Source organism: Priestia koreensis (genome assembly GCF_022646885.1).
Taxonomy (GTDB): Bacteria; Bacillota; Bacilli; order Bacillales; family Bacillaceae_H; genus Bacillus_AG; species Bacillus_AG koreensis_A.
Genome location: NZ_CP061868.1, coordinates 1,940,333 through 1,959,442, shown reverse-complemented (window position 1 = coordinate 1,959,442; position 19,110 = coordinate 1,940,333). Strand labels below are relative to the sequence as shown.

Below are 19,110 nucleotides of genomic sequence, written 5' to 3'. Positions count from 1 at the left end.
TGTTATGAAAGTAGTAGTAGCCATACATATAGCCCAACTAACGTAATAAATAGCGTTGGAATGGTTAAAATAATGCCCGTTTTAAAATACGTTCCCCATGATATTTTCACGCCTTTTGTTGATAATACGTGAAGCCAAAGCAATGTAGCTAGAGAGCCAATTGGTGTAATCTTTGGCCCGAGATCAGAACCGATGACGTTTGCGTAAACGAGTGCTTCTCTCATGAGATCTGTCGTATCTGTCGCGTGGATGGCTAATGCATCGATCATAACGGTTGGCATATTGTTCATGATTGATGAGAGAATCGCCGCAATGAAGCCCATGCCTATGGTTCCGGCAAACAATCCTTTATCAGCAATCGCTTGAATAACATCTGACAATACTTCTGTTAGCCCCACATTTTTTAGTCCGTATACGACCACATACATTCCAATCGAGAAAAACACGATGGGCCAAGGTGCACCCTTTACGACCTTTGCCGTCTCCACCACTGCACTTTTCCGCGCCATAATTAAAAAGAAAAAAGCAACGATTAGCGCAATAATTGAAACAGGTACATGAATAGCTTCCCCAGCGAAATAGCCAATTACTAAAATGGCAAGGACTATCCATGAAAGACGAAACATCTTTTGATCTTTAATCGCGTGGACTGGCTGTTTTAAATCCGCTAGCTCATACTTCTTCGGAATGCTTTTCCGGAAATACAAATACAGAACGAGAATACTAGCAAATAGTGAAAAGAAGTTCGGAATAATCATGCGAGACGCATATTCGGCAAAGTGAATGCCGAAAAAATCGGCTGATACGATGTTGACCAGGTTACTGACGGCAAGTGGTAGTGACGTTGTATCGGCAATAAACCCACTTGCAATGATGAACGGAAACACCATTTTCTCATCAAACTTCAAGGCACGAACCATCGCGAGTACAATGGGAGTTAAAATAAGGGCTGCCCCATCATTCGCAAAGAACGCGGCAACGATTGCCCCTAAAAAAGCTACGTACACAAACATGCGCACACCGTTTCCCTTTGCAGCCTTCGCCATATGTAAAGCCGCCCACTCGAAAAAGCCAATTTCATCTAAAATTAATGAAATAATAATGACAGCGATAAACGTTAATGTCGCATTCCACACAATCTGAGTGACATCCCAAACATCTGTAAAATCGACTACGCCCGCAAGAAGCGCTAGAACTGCTCCTCCGCAAGCTGACCACCCGATGGATAAATTTTTAGGTTGCCAAATGACGAAGATCAGCGTCAGTAAAAAGATACATGATGCGAGTATAATGGAAACCAATCTTGAAACCTCCTACTAACAGCAACTAATTCGTAGCCCCTGTTTTTCTAATTCTTCTAACCGTTCATCTTGAGTTGGCAGCACACTTAGTAATTCAGCGACAAATTCATAATAGGCGCTGTCTTTATTTAATGAATAAAAAATCCACTGCCCTTTTCGCTGTTCACGGACCAACTCAATGTCTTTTAGTTTTCTGAGATGCTGACTAATAGCAGGCTGACTCATTTTATAAATTTCCACAAGCTCACATACACAGCATTCATTATTTTCTAAAAGCTTCATCATCGACAACCGTGTCTTATCCCCTAGTAGCTTTAACACTTGAGCCGCTTTTTCAACTTCAATCACGTTTTTCGTACTCATTTTATCCACCCCTTTTATGCAATAATCATTATATAACTATATACTTATATATTCAATAGAAAAAATACGTTTTGTTAGAACGTATTTTTCCACCTGCTTCTTTTATTTCTTCGTACTCGATCTGGTTCATGACTGCTTGATATATAATGATGGATCCAAAGCAATGATAGTAGAAGAAGTGCGATACTGCCCCCAGTGTATAAATAGTAAAAACCGTTTTCTGCGGTTAGAAGCAAATAGCTAATAAACGGACCGCACGCTGCTCCGATATCCTGAGCCATTGAATAGATAGTAAGGAAAGGTAGTACAGCACGATTTGTTTTTGAAGAGTCAGCGGCCACTGCATCTGTCAGAGTAATAACAAACGTTGAACCAATCATGATTAAGACAGCAAACCCGCTCCATATATACAGCGGAAATGAATGAGCGACAATACTGAATACCGCTCCCATTCCCACTAAACTCCCAATATAGAGAGGCATTCTTCCATAACGACCATCTGACCATGATCCAACCAAACTTCCCAAAAATGGTTCCCATCCCCATCGCAACGCTTGAAGACCTCCCGAAAAGAGACTGGCGCTGATTATCCAACCAAACAGAGAAAAAGTGGCTCCATACTGAGATTGAATGAGCTGACTGAATGTGGAAATAAAAATGCCTTGAATGAGAAGCGTGATAAAAAATCCACTGATTATGATGCTGAGTTGTTGAGCATGAAAGCCCTCTTTTTCAGACAACCTATGATTGGTTTTCCTGGCCTGAATTTTTTCAGTAATGAATAACTCGCTTAATAAAATGGGTAATCCTAGAAGCGAAATGACTCCAAAACCAATGGAGATAGAAGTAATCCCAAATATGGGGACTAGCAACCCACCACCTAGCATTCCGATTAAGTTGCCGATTCGATAAATACCATTATATCTCCCCATCAGTTTTCCACGAGAGGACGTTGGAGAATACAACACAACTGCTGATAGCCCACCAATTCGAAAGAATGACCAAGCGATTCCCCACATTCCCCTTAACAACACCCATACACCCATGCTATTCGCAAAACCATATCCAATCGTTGTAATACCCGCTAAACAAACTGCAAATAGAAGGCCTGTTCTAAGTGATATTCTTCCGTAAATCCAGCCCACAATTGGATTTACAGGGAGCCGGACAAAGCGATTAATGGAAAGCAGTATCCCTACTTGCCAAATACTTTCAAGTCCTGCATCTCTCCAGTAAATCGGAAGGATAATGTATAACATCGAATCACCAAGGAGAGATAATCCCGTTATCCATGAGATCAGTAAGATTTTTCTCTCCCCATTATTCGCACTCATTCGCTCCCTTCACAACAGAGATGCTGAAAATCCGCGACGGCCAATAAGAAGTTTTGATAGGTGCTTTCTCCCATGCTCGTAATGTCTCCGCCAAATAGGCGATTTAACGTATATTGCTTTGCGGCGTCAATTTCACATCCGTGAGCATTCATGATGAGTGTTAAATAGGAAGTGAAATATTCTTTTTTCAAAATTCCTGCGTGATTGATCGTCATAACGAACCGCTCCTCTTCTTATTAGTTACATCCAGAATTTGTACCGCATGATGACTCTCGAACAAGGTTAATACTGCAAACACCCGTTTCAGGAAGATCTAGCTCAACCTTTTCTGCTGCTTCTAGATCTCCAGCAAGGTAAGCGACTACTGAACGAACCTGCTCATATCCTGTAGCCATTAAAAAAGTAGGTGCTCTTCCGTAACTCTTCGCTCCAACAATATAGAAGTTCTTTTCAGGCTGTCTCAGCTCTTTTTCTCCATGTGGTCTTACTGTTCCACAGCTATGAATATTCGGATCAATAAGGGGAGCCAACGCGCCAACACTTTCCGTAGCTGAATCAATTTGCGTTCTCAGTTCTCTCAAAAGAGAAAGGTCTGGTCGGTTGCCTGTGTTTACAATGACTTCATCAAATACAGGCAACACGGTTGTATTTCCTTGATAAAGACCTTTAATTTCCACCTTTCCATCTTCCATTTGATTCATCTGTTGAATTTTAAAATCTGTTTTAACCTCAATGATGCCATGATCAACCAGACGATGGATACGTATTCCTAATTCTCCTCTTGCAGCAAGTGCATCTTTTTCTTCGCCTCCATAAGTGTCTTCAACTCGTGTTTTTCGAATTAACCATGTAATGGATGTTTCTGGATACAGCTCTTTTTGTTCGGCTAATTCTAGTAACGCATTGATGGCGGAATGACCACTTCCTATTACCGCTATACGTTTATTCGTATACCTCATCTTTTCCTGTCCGAGTATGTCAGGCATTCCATAAAACACACTGTTCAAAATGTTTTGTTCGCCTGATAACCATACGCCATCAGAATTAGCGGGATTAGGATTTCCCCACGTTCCCGTTGCATCAATTACCGCTCGTGCATGAAGAACGTTCATTTCTCCTTCTTGTTCCACATACACAACAAACGGACGCTGTTCACGATCAGCTGTTTTCATCTTATCCTGGCTGTCACGACTTATGGATACTACTTTTGTATTCAACAGGAGATGAGGTTTTATTGCCTCCGTTTCAGAAAGAGGATGGAGATATCGTGTGATGATTTCATGACCAGTTGGAAGCGAATCTAAATGAGGCTCTCCCCACCCTTCTTCATCTAAAAGACGCCAAGCAGCTTTATCAATGTTATAACGCCAAGGAGAAAATAAGCGGATGTGTCCCCACGTTTTAATATTTGCTCCTACTTCCTCACCAGCTTCTACTAAAAGGAATGATTGATTATAACGACTTAAGTGAGCAGCAGCAGCTAACCCAACCGGTCCAGCACCGATAATAACGACGGGTAGATCTTGTTTTTCTTTTACATGACTCGTTCTTGACTCATTGTTTATTTGACAACATCGTTTTTCCATTTTCATGCCCCTTTTTGTTTGAGTTTATCATTAATTGACTTTGTCAAATATATATCCTAAAAGTATGCCACGTTACCTCGTGGCACAGCTTCCTTTTCCATCATTTTTGCGCATTGCTGAGAGTAAAAGATCTAAGCTTTCAACGACTTGCTTCTGCTTTTCGGATTCAATATAGTTCATAATATTGTCCATATACTCAAGCATTTGTCCTGAAATTTCATCGGCTTTTTCTTTTCCACTATCTGTCAAAGAAAGCAACACGTAGCGGCGATCATTTGGATCTGGAATTCTTGATAAGAGATTTTCTTCTACTAATTTATTTACTTGCTTACTCAGCATACCAGTATCCATCATGAGTTTACTCGCTAATGTTTGCAGCGAGATGTTTGGCGTTTTATCTAATTCATATACAACGTGACTTTGTGTCACCGTAATACCGCAGCAATCTGATCCACCCTTTTGAAGCAACCCGAAGTCACGAACAAGCTGCTGAAGCAATTCACGGACTTCCATTTTTTCCTGTTTATTCATTTTCATCACCTTTAATTACATGATATTACCAATAGTTGATTTTGTCAAATAAAATAAAAATAAAAGCAAACGCGGAGCGCGTTCGCTTTTATCATTATCTCACGGCACAGCGATTTGGACCAATTTCCATCTCGCGCTGCTCTTCTTCATTTGGTGTGATTTGCCCCATATTTGTTTTTCGAATATTTTGATATGCATTCGGTTGAGGAGGTAAGTTTTCCGTTACAAGCGCACGGAATTCCGCCTTATCCTCAATTTGCAGACCGTGGTTATGAGCAAATAAATCGCCCAGCTTCGCCGCAACCGTCCCATCGTCATTCAATTCATCAATGATCATGAAGTGAGCTGGTAATACAACTAATTCATCTGATAATTCTTTATAGCGTTTGTACAAGCTTTCACGTAGGTCTCCTACCCAGTCTTCTGCCATTCCAGCAAGGTCAGGACGTCCAATTGAATCAATGAATAAAATATCACCTGATAGTAAGAAAGAATCATCTACGATAAATGATGTAGACCCTATTGTATGACCAGGTGTATAGAGCGCTTGAATATCAATTTGTGTGTTGCCGATTTGTACATTCTTTCCGTCTTCTAACGCTTCGTATTTAAACGTAACCTCTTCTGCATCTTTCGGTGGTAGCCAATATGTTGCATTTGTTGCTTTAGCGATTTTTCGGCCTCCTGAAATATGGTCAGCGTGTAAATGCGTATCAAATATGTGTGTAATCGTCACATTCATATTTTTGGCGAAATCTAGATACACATCTGTCATTCTTGTTGCATCAATTAACGCCGCTTCTCCGTTTGAAACGACCATATAAGATAAGCAGCCTTTGCCGATACGAACAAATTGATAAAGCTCTCCCCCGTCTTTTAAGTCACTCACTTTTACAGGCTGTAGGTATTCGCTCCATGCTTTCATACCGCCTTGTAGGTATGATACGTTAAGGCCTGCTTCAGAAAGCATCTCTGCCACCATCACAGAGGAACCTTCTTTTGCACAAACCACCACGATTTCTTGATCTTTAGGTAATTGATCTAACATTTCTTCTACACCGTCTAATAGATCAAAATATGGGATATTTAAATAAGAGAAGTTTTCGCCTTCGATTTTCCAGTCTTTAAAATCACTTTGGTTACGCACATCGAAAATGAAAAGATGTTCTTTGTTCATGACTTTTTGCGTTACTTCTTTTGACGTCATCATCGTTACGGTCATTTCAAATTACCCCCATACGTATATTTTAAATTAAAAAAATTTAGAATGTTAGCGTTGTGTCTGCATCTTTTGCACCGGTGCAGACCGTCACTGCCGTCATGCGAATCCCTTATTTTACGTTACTATCTGTTACTCCTGACCACTCACTCATTCCAGGAACAACATTCCATACGTTTTCAAAGCCGTTTTTGGCTAACATTTGAGAAGCAAGATCACTGCGGCTACCTGTGCGGCATACGACCAACATTTCTTTTTTCTTTGGAAGCTCATTTAATCGGTTTTCTAATTCTCCAAGTGGAATAGAGACAGCGTTTGGAATGTGATTAAATGCATATTCTGCTGATTCACGTACATCTAAAACTACTACATCCTCCGCTAATTTTTGCTTCAGCTGTTCGTTTGATAATACGTTTGGATGATTTTTTTCAGCGGTTTCTTCGCCTGATGCTTTTCGCACAAAGTGTTTTAATACATCATCCTCTTCAATTGTTCCTAGGTATTGATGGCCTGTGCTTTCCGCCCACGCTCTAAGGTCCGCTTTTGATCCCTTGTCTGTTGCTTGAATTTCAAGCACTTGACCTGCCTCAAGGTCTTTCATTGCTTTTTTCGTTTTTACGATTGGCATTGGACATGCAAGTCCTTTTGCGTCTAGTAATACATTAGCTTGAATGTTTTCCATTATAAACGCTCCTCTTAATACCTATCAGGGTATATTTTAGTGTAAAAATTTTAAACAGTCTTTCCTTCCCATGCTAGCATTCCGCCGTCCATGTTCGTTACATCATAACCATGTGATTTAAGGAATTGAGCCGCTCTACCGCTTCTTCCACCTGATCGGCATACCATAATGTAAGGTTTGTTTTTATCTAATTCACTCATACGAAATTCAATTAATCCGAGAGGGATATTTACCGCACCAGGGATTTTCCCTTCTGCTACTTCATCTGTTTCGCGTACATCAATAATGTTTAGATTAGCTTCTTTGTTCAATTTTTCTTCTAAACCCTTTGCTGTTATGCGTTTCATATCGCTTCTTCTCCTTAGATAAATAAGTTTACGTTTCCGTCTTCTGCGTCTCCTAAATAAGCTGCAACTCCTGCATATTCAATCTCTTCTAGCAGTTCTTCTTTTTGAAGACCTAATAAGTCCATCGTCATTGTACACGCAACAAGCTTCACATCTTGTTCCTGCGCAAGTTCAATAAGGTCTGGCAGAGGCATTGCATTGTGCTTTTTCATGACTTTTTTAATCATTTTAGGACCAAATCCACCAAAGTTCATTTTAGAAAGGCCCATTTTGTCTGCGCCTCGAGGCATCATGCCACCAAACATCTTTTCCAAAAAGCTCTTTTTGACAGGTATATTCGTATCTTTACGTAGTGCGTTTAACCCCCAAAATGTATGAAAAATCGTGACTTCATGATCATAAGCTGCTGCCCCGTTTGCAATAATGTAAGCAGCCATTGCTTTATCATAATCACCGCTGAATAATACGATGGTCGTTCGTTTTTTTTGCTCCATTTTATTCTCCTTCCCTTATATACCTAATGGGGTATATAAGAAGTTAAAAGTAAGTTAGTGTCAGCCTTTTTTAATCCAAAATTTTAATACATCTTGCTCTTCTTTATGTTGTACAAGTTCATGACCACCTGATTTCGTCCAAGCTGCGAGGTCATTTTTTGCGCCTTTATCTGTTGCATGAATTTCTAGTACTTGACCAGACTCTAACTCATTCATTGCTTTCTTTGTTTTTACGATTGGCATTGGACATGCTAACCCTTTTGCATCTAATACTTTATTTACATTCATTTATAATTCCTCCATCTATCATTTGTATTTATTTCAATTACCATAAGGGGTATATTAGAAAACAAAATTTTTTATGTCAATCCTGATGTTTATCTGCTTTTTACTAATAAATTGACGGCTTCTTTAATAAGTTCATCGGCTTGCTGGCCTTCTTGATCAGCCGCCTTCACACAATCAACTAGATTGGAACTGACAATTACCCCAATTGTTCGATCCATGCCCGAGCGAACGGATGCTAATTGTGTAATAACGTCTTTACACTCCTTTTCTTCTTCCATCATTTTTAAAATGCCACGAAGCTGACCTTCCATGCGTTTCACGCGGTTTTTAACCTGTGCATTGTAGTCCAAATACATCCTCCGTTCTGAAAAGCATTTTTTCTGTGTAGCCAAAAGATCTATCATCATTTGGTATACGTTGATTTTATACCCCTATAGGTATTTTGTCAACCACATATATTTTACTATGCAAATGAAGAATGTCTTGTGTCTTGTGCATGTCTCATACGCAAATAGTGGCTGAAAACAAAAAAGAGGGATGTCCTCCTTTTTATTTTCGTTTCAATGTATTGTCGACTAAAATCAAATGCCAAGGACATCGAGCCATATTTTAATAGCTGTGATCATAATTAAAATCGCCAATATATTTTGTAACATGCGTGTATTCATTTTTTGCGCTAGCTTCGCTCCTATCGGTGCTGCAATTAAGCTTGCAATTACAATAACAAGCGTCGGCTGCCAAGGTATTTGGTGAGTCACTAGTTTTCCTGAAACAGATCCAATAGAGGAAATGAAGGTGATGGCTAATGAAGAAGCAATCGTAATTCGAGTCGGAATTTTTAACACGACTAGCATAATCGGAACGAGTAAGAATGATCCACCTGCTCCTACAACTCCTGCTGCTACTCCTACCACAAACGCTAAAATACCTGCTAGGGTTATATTGAACGTTACCTCTCCCTGACCTTCAACTTGCTTTTTAGGTAAAAACATCATAAAGACTGCTAATAGAGCGAGTACACCGTAAATAACATTAATCGTATGCTCTGAAAAACCGTTTGAGCCAAAGCTCCCGATTACGCTTCCGACAAGCACGCTTCCCCCCATCGAAATAATGAGCTTTTTATTTAGGTATCCACCTTTCCTATACGCCAAAACACCTGCAAGGGTAGAAAAAAACACCTGTGCCGCGACAATACCTGTAATCTCATGTGCCCCAAAAGAAGCGATCCCAATTAACGGTGGCACATATAATAGCAGTGGGTAATTTATAATGGCGCCGCCGACCCCTACTAGTCCTGAGATGAATGCTCCAAGAAAGCCTAATACAAAAAGCATCGTGATGGTGTAGACTGTCATAAGCTCCTCTCCTATCTGTTAGACATATTTGTTACTAGTTCTTGATGGATGCTGTAAATCCTTTATAATCTCGTATACCTCTATAGGTATATAAAAGAGCAATATTAGTTTAAACTCATGATTAACGCCAAGCGCTCATTCCACCTTTAACATTCGTTACGTGATCATAGCCAGCTTTTTTTAGCATACGGCAAGCCATGGCGCTTCTTCCGCCACTTTGACAAATAATAACGATTTCCTTGTCTTTTGGAATTTGAGATAACTTCCCAGACAATGTTTGAAGGGAAACATTTTTAAATCCTGAAATGGAACGTTCTTTAAACTCTGCTGGTGTACGAACGTCTAAAAAGAATTTGTCCTTTTTATCCTTTAAATACGTCTGCTTTAATTTCATTGTCGAAATTTTATTGTATGTGGATCCAAATAGCCACCCGAACATTGTAGCTCCTCCTTCTGTTAGTACTTTCTTTCATTTCTATCCCTTATATTATACCCCTTAGGGTATAATATCAAGCGTTTTTTCAAAAAGTGTGTGCAAACAAAAAAGAATAAACCATTCGTTTATTCTTCGTTTCGTAATACTTTCTCCATGCAGTCAACCAAGGCGCCGTTTACATTTGACTCTGCATATGTATGAAAACCAAGGCGTTCCCAAAAAACCTTCGCTCGCGGATTCGACTTTAATACCCCTAGTCGGATGGCTGGCAGCGTGTCTGGGAGTTCTGCTTCAAATGCTAGATAAGCTTGTGTTCCAAAGCTGTATCCGTGGTAAGCCTCATGAATAAGTAAAGCGCCGATCCAAAATTGACCGTCGTTTGGATTTTTCTCCATATAATCAAGAATTCCAACGTACGTGTCATCGGCTTTCACGAACAAGCTTTTCGTAGATGAAGGTAAATAGGCTGTTTTCAATTCCTTAGCTGTTCGTGTTTGTCGACCATTTTCTAATGCATTATATAAGTGATTAGACCGCACAATTTCGTCGGCGATGTAAAGCGTTTCTTCTGTAATAGGTTCAAATGAAATCATGTTGGTTCCTTTCTATTCTTGCTGTTCTCTTTCTAGTTTAGCATAGCTTTTTAACTCCGTTAAGATTCGTTTGGCAATCTGTTCATCCCGAAAATCCAGCCCATATTGGTACACCGCTCCGTATTGCTTTTGCCAAAGCAGCTTACCTTCTATTTCTAGAGGGGCCCCCGTGAGTTGAAATGTTAAACGGATCTGAATCGCATCACTTTGTAGGGGCAGAGCGAGATCACTTTGGAATTTTGCTCCTCCTGTACTAATATCAAGAACTTGACCAAGAGCTCGCTTACTATCAATCACCTTGCTGCCAACGGAAATAATCCCGAATGTGCAATTCAGTGGCTTCTTAAATTCATAACGAAAAGGCTCTCCTCGTTTGTATTGTAAACTCATCTTTCCCCCTCCTCTCTAACCGAAGTTGTTACTTCATATTATAAAAAAGAAATGACTGGAATAAAAGGGTAATATATTTGAACAACATAGAGCTTTTATTGCATGAGGCGGTTAAACGTGTGGATTTTACGCTCGAATCGCAACGTTCTGTTTAAATATAACCTGCTCTTCATAAAACAAGAAAGGTTACTAGTGCTGTAAAAAATCAAAAATCCGAACTAGTAGAGAGCTTTTAAAATAACTGCTTCTCTCTGTTCGGATTTTTTATACGCTACCTTATTTGTAAATAGTAGTGGCGATAACGTATTTTCGTAATGATCTATGCTCGCGATGGAAATTCCCCTTGCAGGCAAATAATAAATGTCTGTGCTAAAAAAGGTTGTCTATTATTATGTGGTTGATTGCCTCCAGATACATTCAAAGCTAATGGCGCCATAAATACATCTTGAGCCCCAGCACTGTACATTAACTTGTTAGGATCTCCTCGCCTTGCAGGAGCGCCTGCTGCCCAATAATTGTTAGTGGGAGACGTAGTATCACCTAGACTCTGAACGCCGTTTGCAAGATGGTTATGAGCCGGAATTTCGGTTATAGTAAGCGTTACTGCCTCCGATCCTACTGTTTCTCCTACCGTTCTATTGGTAAGGTTAGGACCCGCACCTTGATGTATAGGGGAAGCTCCCATAAGGTTAGGAAGAGCGAAATTTGTTTTTCCGTCCCCTCCGTACTGAACACCTAAAATAGAAAACAAAGCTACATTTTGACTAATTGACATAAGTTGGCCATTACACAATGCCCACCCATAAGGTGCATAATTACCTGAAAATATACGAATTTCTCCAATATAAGCCTCTGCCATTTAAATGCCCCTTTCTAATTTCTTGAAGGATAAATTCCTTGTATAGCAATGCAAAATCTCAAGGCGATATAGGGCTGCATATTAGAATGAGCCTGACTAGAGCCTGTTTGGGATATAGCATTCGTATTCATTTGAACCACCGTGCCAATAGGTTCATATACATTGTCAGAGGTTGCCCATACATTATTAGTGGGAAATAATTGATCGGCTGTCTTACTAGAAGCACTGACTTGGTGTGTATGCGTAGGCATTTCATTTATAGTTAGCGCATGAGTACTTTCTCCTTGAGATGTGCCCAACGGAATAGTACTACTTGTACCGATTGGAGCCCTTCCTCGATAATCTGGAAGCGCAAAGGTGGTTCGTCCATCTCCTCCATATGTAGTAGCAAGCAATGAAAACAATGCTTGGTTAGCATTAATAGGAAGGAGCTGACCTTCACAAGCTACCCAACCTCTTGGTACATAAGTAATCGAAAATAAACGGACTTCTCCCAAAAATGGCTCAGACATTTTTATTCCTCCTTTATTCATCTATCACTCTTACGGTTGAGGTGGAAAATATCCTTCCATAGAGATGATAAAAGAAATAGTCAGGGACGGCATCATATTGTCATGGTGCTGATTTCCTCCCACGCTTGATATTGCTATTGAATTCATTGGTGCGGTTGTTCCTGATGCTAACGTGTTATAGATTTTTTGAGTTCCACCTCCCCATACAACATTATTTGGCATGTTCATACTAGCCGAATTGCTCGATGCGTTTACGCTATGTGTATGTGTTGGAAGGTGACTTGGATTAAGCATTACTAATTCTTCCCCTCCTTTTTGCCCAAATGAAATACTACTTGAAGGGTGGATTGGTAACCGTCCTCTCATGTCGGGCAAAGCAAAAGTATTCTGTCCATCTCCGCCGTAGGTTGTACCAATCAAGGCAAATAGTGCCTCATTATCAGCTATACTCACTAGCTGCCCATTACATAAAGCCCAGCCTCTTGGTGCAAAATTCCCTGCAAACATCCGAATTTCTCCTAAATAAGCCTCACTCATTTTTTCACCTCTTATGAATTAAAAGATCTCCCATTCCAAATAATCATATAATTCATTTCCTCCCACACGACTGAATCCGAAGCTCTTATATAACCTCTGAGCCGGATTTGTAATTAAAACGCTTAGTCTTAGAGGCACTCTGAGAGCCTTCGCTCTTTTTTGTAAAAGGCTGATAACCGTAGTACCAATTCCTCTACGCTGAAATGAAGGCAAAATAGAAAGATCTACTAACCTTATTTCGTTATCAGTTTGATTCATGATTATTCGTCCTACTGCTTTACTTTCCATGTAGATAACTTGATACTCTGCATGAGGGAATTGGTTTATATAAGAAGCGATCTGAGCATTTGCTTGACCAGATAAGAGCTTCCGTCCCTCGTCTTTTTCTAAGCCCCATCCGTTCACTTCTTCTTCTCGCGATTTTATATATACCTCTCTAAGAAAATCTTGGTCTTTTATACAAGCTTCAACAATATGAATCAACGTTTATTTAAATACCTCCTTGATCTAAATTAATTCTTTCGAACTGCAAATACTTTATAATTTATTAGTGTATAAGTAATAAAATTCGCATTTAAAATATTTTTCAAGAAAATATGCTAGTTCTTTGTTCCCTCGTTCTTTCGCCTACATATATTAAATTTGTATTCAACATGATTAGAAAGGAGGAAACGTGTTTGAGAGTGATGGCTAACAAATGGACGCTTCTGTTTGTATGCTTTTTATTGTGCTTTCCTTCATTTGCTGGTTATGCTTCCATTCATGCGGCAGGATTACCTGATGGGGTTCAAACTTTCTCTGGTTATTCAAAGCAAAATGGGGTTCCAACAAGTCCAGATGGTTTTTTTACCATTACAGCACATGTCCCTGGAGATCCGGGTGCTATTGTAAATGCGGATGATTTTGGCGCTTATATTTACGCGTCAAACAGTACGATAAACGGTCCGTCGAATGTTCTATCTGATGTATATATTGAAATTAAAGCAGCATCGAGTTTAGGGAGTTTTAAGTTAAGTTCACTTGATTACGGTGAATTTGCTTATGATGACGCCTACGAAGAGTATTTTCAAAACGTTGTTGTGAAGGGATATGCGGGGAATGAAGAGGTTTTTTCCACTACTCCTTATACGGACCCAGATCATACGGTCAATCCGAACTATCCGACTATATCACCTAACTCAGCAAGACCAATCGATTCATTTCGAATTTATTTTACTAAGCCTTCTGGCGTTTTATTAGACGTATTTAACTTATTAAGTTTTAGCATTCGCGAAGCGTCCCCTAATCCTCCACCAACCGTACCAGTAGCCCCAACTGTAACCGCTGATGATACGAATAACGTGATCATTGGTCTCAATTCGACAATGGAATTTAAAGTCGATAATGGAAGCTATGTAAAATACAACGGCAATAATGCGCCGGACTTGTCAGGTAATCATACCGTGTACGTCCGTGTAGCAGCGGATAACACGAATGATATCCCTCCAAGCACTGACACCATTCTCACCTTTACACAAAATCCGCCTTCTACCTATACCTTATCGTACGATGGAAATGGAAGTACAGGGGGAACGGTTCCCGTAGATGGTCATGCTTATGAACAAGGAGATAGCGCCTCAGTAGCAACCAACACAGGGGGTCTTGCTAGAACAGGCTATACCTTTGAAGGATGGACTACGCAAATGAATGGGAATGGCGACTTTTATCCGGAAGGATCTTCGTTCGTAGTAGGGTCCTCAAACGTTGTACTCTATGCCAAATGGAAAATCAATACGTACACCGTAACATTTAAAGATTGGGATGGTCGAATCTTAAAGACAGACACCGTTGACTTTGGTAGTGGTACCAGTGCTCCTACTACTCCGGTGCGGGAAGGATACGACTTTTCAGGGTGGAGTCATAGCTTTTCAAATGTGGCATCAAATTTAGAAATTATCGCTCAATATACGATTCAGCAACACACCGTATCCTTTAACACAAATGGTGGGACTTCTCTTTCTCCGGTCATAGCCGATTACAACGCCACCATTTCCTCTCCTTCTCCACCTACGAAAACAGGTTATCAATTGGGCGGGTGGTTTCAGGATTCACAGCTTACTGTTCCGTGGAACTTCGCGACTGACCGAGTACTCAGTGATATCGTTTTACATGCGAAGTGGATCATTGATACCTATACAGTTTCCTTTGATTCCAATGGAGGCAGCATGATAGCGGCCGCAACGTTTGAATTTAACGATCTAATCGATCCTCCCACTCCACCTACGAAAACAGGCTATACATTTGGTGGCTGGTATACGGACCCTTTGTTTAACGAGGGTTGGAATTTTACGAGTGATCATGTGACAAAGGACACCACTCTCTATGCGAAGTGGATTCCAAATCAGTACACCGTTACGTTTCAAACAAATGGTGGGAGCACAGTTAGTGAATTAATTGGAGACTATAACACGATCATTGCTAAACCTGTTGATCCAACTAAGCTCGGTTATACATTTAGCGGGTGGTATGTCGATCCTTTGCTGACAATCAATTGGAACTTCCAGACAGATAAACTCACGGATCACCTTACACTATATGCGAAGTGGTCAATTATCCAACACACGGTTACGTTTGAAGTGCACGGTGGAAATACGATCGATCCTGTACAGATAGACGATAACACAAGTCTCATACGTCCAACGCCTCCTGTAAAAACGGGTTATACGTTTAAAGGCTGGTACAAGGACAGCGGGTTACTCGATACTTGGAACTTCGATGTAGATAAAGTAACAGATGACTTAACGTTATATGCCAAGTGGGAGATGAATCAATATACCGTGTCCTTTCAGACAGACGGAGGTTCAGCCATTAGTCCACTCCTAGCAGACTACAATTCAACGATCACTGAACCGGCTTCTCCAACTAAAAATGGCTATACGTTCAAGGGATGGTATGCAGATAACACTTTTCATACGTCTTGGAATTTTGAGACAGATAAAGTAACAAGTAATACAACTTTATACGCCAAGTGGGAAGCGAACCAGTACACCATTTCTTTTAATTCAAACGGCGGAAGCACTGTATCGACGGTGGTAGCTAGCTACCATTCGCTCATCACAGCTCCCACAAGTCCCACAAAAGCAGGTTATAATTTTAGTGGGTGGTATAAAGATGCGAACTTCACGAACGCTTGGAGTTTCACAGCAGATAAAGTGACCGGTGACCTGACTTTATTTGCTCGCTGGACGCTTATTCCTGCTCCGCCCGCTCCTGGCCCTACTCCTTCTCCAGAACCAAAGGTAGAGGAAGTCGATCTTGAAGTCGAAACTGGTAACGCAAATAATGGAACGGTCGTGACAAAAATTCCTATTAGGCGCGTTACAGATAATGCGGGCATTGTAAGAGATGAAGTAACATTTGTGAAAGAAAAAGTAAGTGAAATGATTAACCGTCTTGTTGCGGAGGGCGAAGATACAGCTAGAACGTTCATTCCTGACAAAGACGATAAAGTAAGTACTACTACTATTACTGTTCCGAAAGACGCAATGAGCGAACTATCAAATGGGCAGTTCAACTTAGAGATTTATACTCAAAATGCCGGTCTCTTTATTCCGAAGAGTTCACTTCTAAGCTTTACTGATTCCTTATACTTCCGAGTTGTTCCAGTGAAGGACACAGAACAAAAACTTGCCATTGAAGATCGTGCAAAAAAGGAAGAGGTTATTAAGGAAATTGTAGGGCCGCGAACCGAAACCGTTCAAGTTCTTGGCAGACCGATGGAGATTGAAACGAACATGCAGAGTCGAACCGTAGTGCTCACTCTTCCCCTTCAGGAGTCTGACCTACCAAAAGATCCGGATCAGCGTCAAAAAGTCCTCGATAACATTGCGATTTTTATTGAACATAGTGATGGCACAAAAGAGGTTATAAAAGGTCAACTTACCATGTTTAAAAATGATAGCATGGGCATTACGTTTAACGTCACAAAGTTCAGTACATTCACCATGGTCTATTTAGACGGACTTCAGACGTATGGAAATAAACACCGTGCTTATATTAAAGGCTATCCTGATCACACGTTCCGACCAAATGCTGTAGTAACAAGAGCTCAAATGGCAGCGATGCTTATGAGAAACGCAGAAACGAATGCAGAAAGTCCATCAGCTAGTGATTATGTAGATGTGCCGAAAAGTCATTGGGGTTATAACGAAATTATGTTAGCCAAAAGTAGCGGCACCATGCTTGGGTACGGGAATACCTTCCGTCCAACTGAAGCCATTACGCGTGCTCAAATGGCAATGATCGTCTACAGGCAGCTCAAACTTCAATGCGAAAAGGATGAAAATGCGTTTCCTGCATGTCAAAGTTTGAACGAAACGCCTGCTAGCTCATATACAGATGTGCCAAAGGACTATTGGGCGTCAGAGGCCATTCATGCTATTCGTGCGTCCAACATAATGGAAGGCTATACAAATGGCCACTTTTATCCAACTATGAATCTCACGAGAGCTCAGGCCGTGAAGACGCTTAATCGTCTCTTCAAACGAGGCCCTCTATACGGAGAGTTTACACCAAGTTTCCATGACGTCTCTCTATCTCACTGGGCTTATCGAGATATTGAAGAAGCAGCGAGAGACCACTCATTTCTTATAGATAAAGACGGTAACGAGATCATTAGCAATGATCAGTAGTAACAAATATTGATATAGAAAAACAGCAGGTTCCAGGTATTATACTGGGCCCTGCTGTTTTTTGTTAACCACCTATATTTACAGTGACACGTCTTGCTCTGCCATTTCTGATAAAATACGCTTTAACTCTACTTCCGGATTAAGCTCAGGATTTAGAATGTGCTTTACGAAACGTTCAGCGCTCGCTACTAGTTCATCCTTTCCAACGACAACCGAACCATATTGAACATAATGCGTTAAAAATGCCATCCCTGTTAAGTTTGCCGTTTGCTGTAATGGACGTGTCAATTCGCTAATTGTATACGTATTATATCCACCTGCACGGTAAGACTTTTGTGGTCCACCTACTGAGATAGCTAGCACCATTTCTTTTCCTTTTAGCTTTGTTCCTCCGGTTCCGTATGCCCAGCCGAATGTTAATACATCATCTAGCCATTTCTTCATTAAAGGAGGTGTGCTGTACCAATAAAACGGAAACTGAAAGACGATTCGATCATGTGCTAAAAGAAGAGCCTGTTCTCTTTTCACATCAATTTGCCAATCAGGGTATTTTTCATAAATACGGTTAATCGTTACATCTTCTTGTTCAAGGCGTGCTACCCACTCCTTGTTGACGTTTGAATCTGATAAGTTTGGATGAAAGACGTTTACTAATGTTTTCATGTTGAAAACCCTCCTATATGTTTAAGATGTCTTCATTATAGGAGTAGTACCGCCTTTCCTTCTTGTACGTTATTTCGTTATTTTTGTACAAAATTCTTTTTCCACTGCAGTGGCGTGACGCCTGTCCATTTTTTAAAGTGGCGATGAAAGTGACTTTGATCTGAAAACCCAAGTCGTAACGAAATGTCACCGATCGTGAGCACCGGATCTAGCAACAGCTCTTTCGCTCGATCAATTCGAATTTTAAGCAAATATTGATGTGGCGTAATCCCCATTTCCTTTTTAAAGCTTGTAATGAAGTGTGATGAGCTGAGATGTGATAACTGATGCAGTTCTTCTAACGTTATATCTTGATCGTAATGAGCATGCATATATTCAATAGCAGTCGAAAAAACCGTTGAGGAAGGCATTTTCCACTCTAAATCATCTCGACGGCGGCTTCCATACTCATTCAACAAGTGCAAAGTGATTAAGTTCATCATTGAATCCGTGTACAGCTGACCTTGTGGGAACCCGTTTTTCCCCTCTGCTTCAAGCCATGTCATCAACTGAATAAGCTTCTCGTCCTTCGTTCGAATGTTGTAAGACAGGTTGGGTGAACGATTTTCCTGTTCAGCGATTTGTTTTACTTTGTCAGCTGACAGCTCAAGACGTAAAAAGGACAAATCAGCGCCCCATTCGCAGCTATTATCCACACGATTTGGAATAAAATTAAGATCGCCTTGAAACGCCTGTCCTCGGTAGATCTGACCAGCGATGTTCTCTTGAATGTTCACCGGTGATGTTGAACGATGCAACACAAGCACGTGTTGATCTACTTCTTCTTCTGCAAGCTGAGGCCGAACGTCCGAAGCAGCAAGTAAATGAAAGTGCTCGCTTGTATACGTCGAATAGTGTTTTTGTAAGGTTTCATTTAGCGACATGCCGACATCTCCCCCTGCAACTTA

General features: G+C 40.6%; 23 protein-coding genes. 1 reads left to right on the top strand and 22 read right to left on the bottom strand.

The annotated features are described in order from the left end of the window. Positions 1-2: 2 nt before the first annotated feature. From IE339_RS09725 to IE339_RS09630, 20 genes are all read right to left on the bottom strand, one after another. The gene (locus tag IE339_RS09725; protein WP_277933959.1) at positions 3-1,301 is read right to left on the bottom strand and encodes an arsenic transporter; all 1,299 of its coding nucleotides are present in this window, start codon (positions 1,299-1,301) and stop codon (positions 3-5) included. A gap of 15 nt (positions 1,302-1,316) precedes the next feature. After that, positions 1,317-1,664: an ArsR/SmtB family transcription factor gene (locus tag IE339_RS09720; RefSeq protein ID WP_242175635.1), complete on the bottom strand. Its 348-nt coding sequence runs from the start codon at positions 1,662-1,664 to the stop codon at positions 1,317-1,319. 74 nt (positions 1,665-1,738) lie between these two features. Beyond that, a complete protein-coding gene (locus IE339_RS09715; RefSeq protein WP_242175633.1) occupies positions 1,739-2,998 on the bottom strand; it encodes an MFS transporter in 1,260 nt (419 codons plus the stop codon). Then, positions 2,995-3,213, bottom strand: a complete 219-nt coding sequence (locus IE339_RS09710) for a hypothetical protein (RefSeq protein WP_242175632.1) — start codon at positions 3,211-3,213, stop codon at positions 2,995-2,997. The genes IE339_RS09715 and IE339_RS09710 overlap by 4 nt, the downstream gene beginning before the upstream one ends. Positions 3,214-3,234: 21 nt before the next feature. After that, positions 3,235-4,584 carry an FAD-dependent oxidoreductase gene (locus IE339_RS09705; RefSeq protein WP_242175631.1) on the bottom strand — a complete coding sequence of 450 codons (1,350 nt, stop codon included), beginning with the start codon at positions 4,582-4,584 and terminating at the stop codon, positions 3,235-3,237. A gap of 72 nt (positions 4,585-4,656) precedes the next feature. Further along, complete coding sequence (locus tag IE339_RS09700) at positions 4,657-5,115, bottom strand: MarR family winged helix-turn-helix transcriptional regulator (RefSeq protein ID WP_242175630.1); 459 nt, start codon at positions 5,113-5,115, stop codon at positions 4,657-4,659. Between the two features lie 94 nt (positions 5,116-5,209). Then, on the bottom strand, positions 5,210-6,337 hold the full coding sequence (locus tag IE339_RS09695) for an MBL fold metallo-hydrolase (protein WP_242175629.1): 1,128 nt from the start codon (positions 6,335-6,337) through the stop codon (positions 5,210-5,212). A gap of 109 nt (positions 6,338-6,446) precedes the next feature. Further along, a complete protein-coding gene (locus IE339_RS09690; protein WP_242175628.1) occupies positions 6,447-7,016 on the bottom strand; it encodes a sulfurtransferase TusA family protein in 570 nt (189 codons plus the stop codon). 50 nt (positions 7,017-7,066) lie between these two features. Beyond that, positions 7,067-7,363, bottom strand: a complete 297-nt coding sequence (locus IE339_RS09685; RefSeq protein ID WP_242175627.1) for a rhodanese-like domain-containing protein — start codon at positions 7,361-7,363, stop codon at positions 7,067-7,069. A 14-nt stretch (positions 7,364-7,377) separates the two neighbouring features. Continuing rightward, complete coding sequence (locus tag IE339_RS09680; RefSeq protein WP_242175626.1) at positions 7,378-7,857, bottom strand: DsrE/DsrF/DrsH-like family protein; 480 nt, start codon at positions 7,855-7,857, stop codon at positions 7,378-7,380. A 60-nt stretch (positions 7,858-7,917) separates the two neighbouring features. Continuing rightward, complete coding sequence (locus IE339_RS09675) at positions 7,918-8,145, bottom strand: sulfurtransferase TusA family protein (protein WP_242175625.1); 228 nt, start codon at positions 8,143-8,145, stop codon at positions 7,918-7,920. Between the two features lie 89 nt (positions 8,146-8,234). After that, positions 8,235-8,495 carry a metal-sensitive transcriptional regulator gene (locus IE339_RS09670; protein WP_242175624.1) on the bottom strand — a complete coding sequence of 87 codons (261 nt, stop codon included), beginning with the start codon at positions 8,493-8,495 and terminating at the stop codon, positions 8,235-8,237. 231 nt (positions 8,496-8,726) lie between these two features. Further along, on the bottom strand, positions 8,727-9,503 hold the full coding sequence (locus tag IE339_RS09665; RefSeq protein ID WP_242175622.1) for a sulfite exporter TauE/SafE family protein: 777 nt from the start codon (positions 9,501-9,503) through the stop codon (positions 8,727-8,729). Positions 9,504-9,624: 121 nt separating this feature from the next. Beyond that, positions 9,625-9,942, bottom strand: a complete 318-nt coding sequence (locus tag IE339_RS09660; RefSeq protein WP_242175621.1) for a rhodanese-like domain-containing protein — start codon at positions 9,940-9,942, stop codon at positions 9,625-9,627. A 122-nt stretch (positions 9,943-10,064) separates the two neighbouring features. Continuing rightward, the gene (locus IE339_RS09655; RefSeq protein ID WP_242175620.1) at positions 10,065-10,532 is read right to left on the bottom strand and encodes a GNAT family N-acetyltransferase; all 468 of its coding nucleotides are present in this window, start codon (positions 10,530-10,532) and stop codon (positions 10,065-10,067) included. A gap of 12 nt (positions 10,533-10,544) precedes the next feature. After that, complete coding sequence (locus tag IE339_RS09650) at positions 10,545-10,922, bottom strand: PilZ domain-containing protein (RefSeq protein ID WP_242175619.1); 378 nt, start codon at positions 10,920-10,922, stop codon at positions 10,545-10,547. Positions 10,923-11,241: 319 nt separating this feature from the next. Further along, positions 11,242-11,781, bottom strand: a complete 540-nt coding sequence (locus IE339_RS09645; RefSeq protein WP_242175618.1) for a phage tail protein — start codon at positions 11,779-11,781, stop codon at positions 11,242-11,244. Between the two features lie 14 nt (positions 11,782-11,795). Beyond that, entirely contained in the window at positions 11,796-12,293 is a 498-nt protein-coding gene (locus IE339_RS09640) for a phage tail protein (protein ID WP_242175617.1), read from the bottom strand. Positions 12,294-12,323: 30 nt separating this feature from the next. Beyond that, on the bottom strand, positions 12,324-12,830 hold the full coding sequence (locus IE339_RS09635) for a phage tail protein (RefSeq protein WP_242175616.1): 507 nt from the start codon (positions 12,828-12,830) through the stop codon (positions 12,324-12,326). 18 nt (positions 12,831-12,848) lie between these two features. After that, positions 12,849-13,313, bottom strand: a complete 465-nt coding sequence (locus IE339_RS09630; RefSeq protein WP_242175615.1) for a GNAT family N-acetyltransferase — start codon at positions 13,311-13,313, stop codon at positions 12,849-12,851. Positions 13,314-13,516: 203 nt separating this feature from the next. Between IE339_RS09630 and IE339_RS09625 the strand changes: the two genes are divergently transcribed. After that, positions 13,517-17,500, top strand: a complete 3,984-nt coding sequence (locus IE339_RS09625; protein ID WP_242176155.1) for an InlB B-repeat-containing protein — start codon at positions 13,517-13,519, stop codon at positions 17,498-17,500. A gap of 78 nt (positions 17,501-17,578) precedes the next feature. On the opposite strand, the gene IE339_RS09620 is transcribed toward IE339_RS09625, so the two are convergent. Together IE339_RS09620 and IE339_RS09615 are read right to left on the bottom strand one after the other, a co-directional pair. Continuing rightward, positions 17,579-18,163: an NAD(P)H-dependent oxidoreductase gene (locus tag IE339_RS09620; RefSeq protein WP_242175613.1), complete on the bottom strand. Its 585-nt coding sequence runs from the start codon at positions 18,161-18,163 to the stop codon at positions 17,579-17,581. A gap of 77 nt (positions 18,164-18,240) precedes the next feature. After that, positions 18,241-19,086: a helix-turn-helix transcriptional regulator gene (locus tag IE339_RS09615; protein ID WP_242175612.1), complete on the bottom strand. Its 846-nt coding sequence runs from the start codon at positions 19,084-19,086 to the stop codon at positions 18,241-18,243. Positions 19,087-19,110: the final 24 nt, after the last annotated feature.

What these genes read in the sequence shown, in the direction of transcription:
- IE339_RS09720 (WP_242175635.1), bottom strand. Translation starts at nt 1,664, where the DNA reads ATGAGTACGAAAAACGTGATTGAAGTTGAAAAAGCGGCTCAAGTGTTA.
- IE339_RS09715 (WP_242175633.1), bottom strand. Translation starts at nt 2,998, where the DNA reads ATGAGTGCGAATAATGGGGAGAGAAAAATCTTACTGATCTCATGGATA.
- IE339_RS09710 (WP_242175632.1), bottom strand. Translation starts at nt 3,213, where the DNA reads ATGACGATCAATCACGCAGGAATTTTGAAAAAAGAATATTTCACTTCC.
- IE339_RS09705 (WP_242175631.1), bottom strand. Translation starts at nt 4,584, where the DNA reads ATGGAAAAACGATGTTGTCAAATAAACAATGAGTCAAGAACGAGTCAT.
- IE339_RS09700 (WP_242175630.1), bottom strand. Translation starts at nt 5,115, where the DNA reads ATGAATAAACAGGAAAAAATGGAAGTCCGTGAATTGCTTCAGCAGCTT.
- IE339_RS09695 (WP_242175629.1), bottom strand. Translation starts at nt 6,337, where the DNA reads ATGACCGTAACGATGATGACGTCAAAAGAAGTAACGCAAAAAGTCATG.
- IE339_RS09690 (WP_242175628.1), bottom strand. Translation starts at nt 7,016, where the DNA reads ATGGAAAACATTCAAGCTAATGTATTACTAGACGCAAAAGGACTTGCA.
- IE339_RS09685 (WP_242175627.1), bottom strand. Translation starts at nt 7,363, where the DNA reads ATGAAACGCATAACAGCAAAGGGTTTAGAAGAAAAATTGAACAAAGAA.
- IE339_RS09680 (WP_242175626.1), bottom strand. Translation starts at nt 7,857, where the DNA reads ATGGAGCAAAAAAAACGAACGACCATCGTATTATTCAGCGGTGATTAT.
- IE339_RS09675 (WP_242175625.1), bottom strand. Translation starts at nt 8,145, where the DNA reads ATGAATGTAAATAAAGTATTAGATGCAAAAGGGTTAGCATGTCCAATG.
- IE339_RS09665 (WP_242175622.1), bottom strand. Translation starts at nt 9,503, where the DNA reads ATGACAGTCTACACCATCACGATGCTTTTTGTATTAGGCTTTCTTGGA.
- IE339_RS09660 (WP_242175621.1), bottom strand. Translation starts at nt 9,942, where the DNA reads ATGTTCGGGTGGCTATTTGGATCCACATACAATAAAATTTCGACAATG.
- IE339_RS09655 (WP_242175620.1), bottom strand. Translation starts at nt 10,532, where the DNA reads ATGATTTCATTTGAACCTATTACAGAAGAAACGCTTTACATCGCCGAC.
- IE339_RS09650 (WP_242175619.1), bottom strand. Translation starts at nt 10,922, where the DNA reads ATGAGTTTACAATACAAACGAGGAGAGCCTTTTCGTTATGAATTTAAG.
- IE339_RS09645 (WP_242175618.1), bottom strand. Translation starts at nt 11,781, where the DNA reads ATGGCAGAGGCTTATATTGGAGAAATTCGTATATTTTCAGGTAATTAT.
- IE339_RS09640 (WP_242175617.1), bottom strand. Translation starts at nt 12,293, where the DNA reads ATGTCTGAGCCATTTTTGGGAGAAGTCCGTTTATTTTCGATTACTTAT.
- IE339_RS09635 (WP_242175616.1), bottom strand. Translation starts at nt 12,830, where the DNA reads ATGAGTGAGGCTTATTTAGGAGAAATTCGGATGTTTGCAGGGAATTTT.
- IE339_RS09625 (WP_242176155.1), top strand. Translation starts at nt 13,517, where the DNA reads ATGGCTAACAAATGGACGCTTCTGTTTGTATGCTTTTTATTGTGCTTT.
- IE339_RS09620 (WP_242175613.1), bottom strand. Translation starts at nt 18,163, where the DNA reads ATGAAAACATTAGTAAACGTCTTTCATCCAAACTTATCAGATTCAAAC.
- IE339_RS09615 (WP_242175612.1), bottom strand. Translation starts at nt 19,086, where the DNA reads ATGTCGCTAAATGAAACCTTACAAAAACACTATTCGACGTATACAAGC.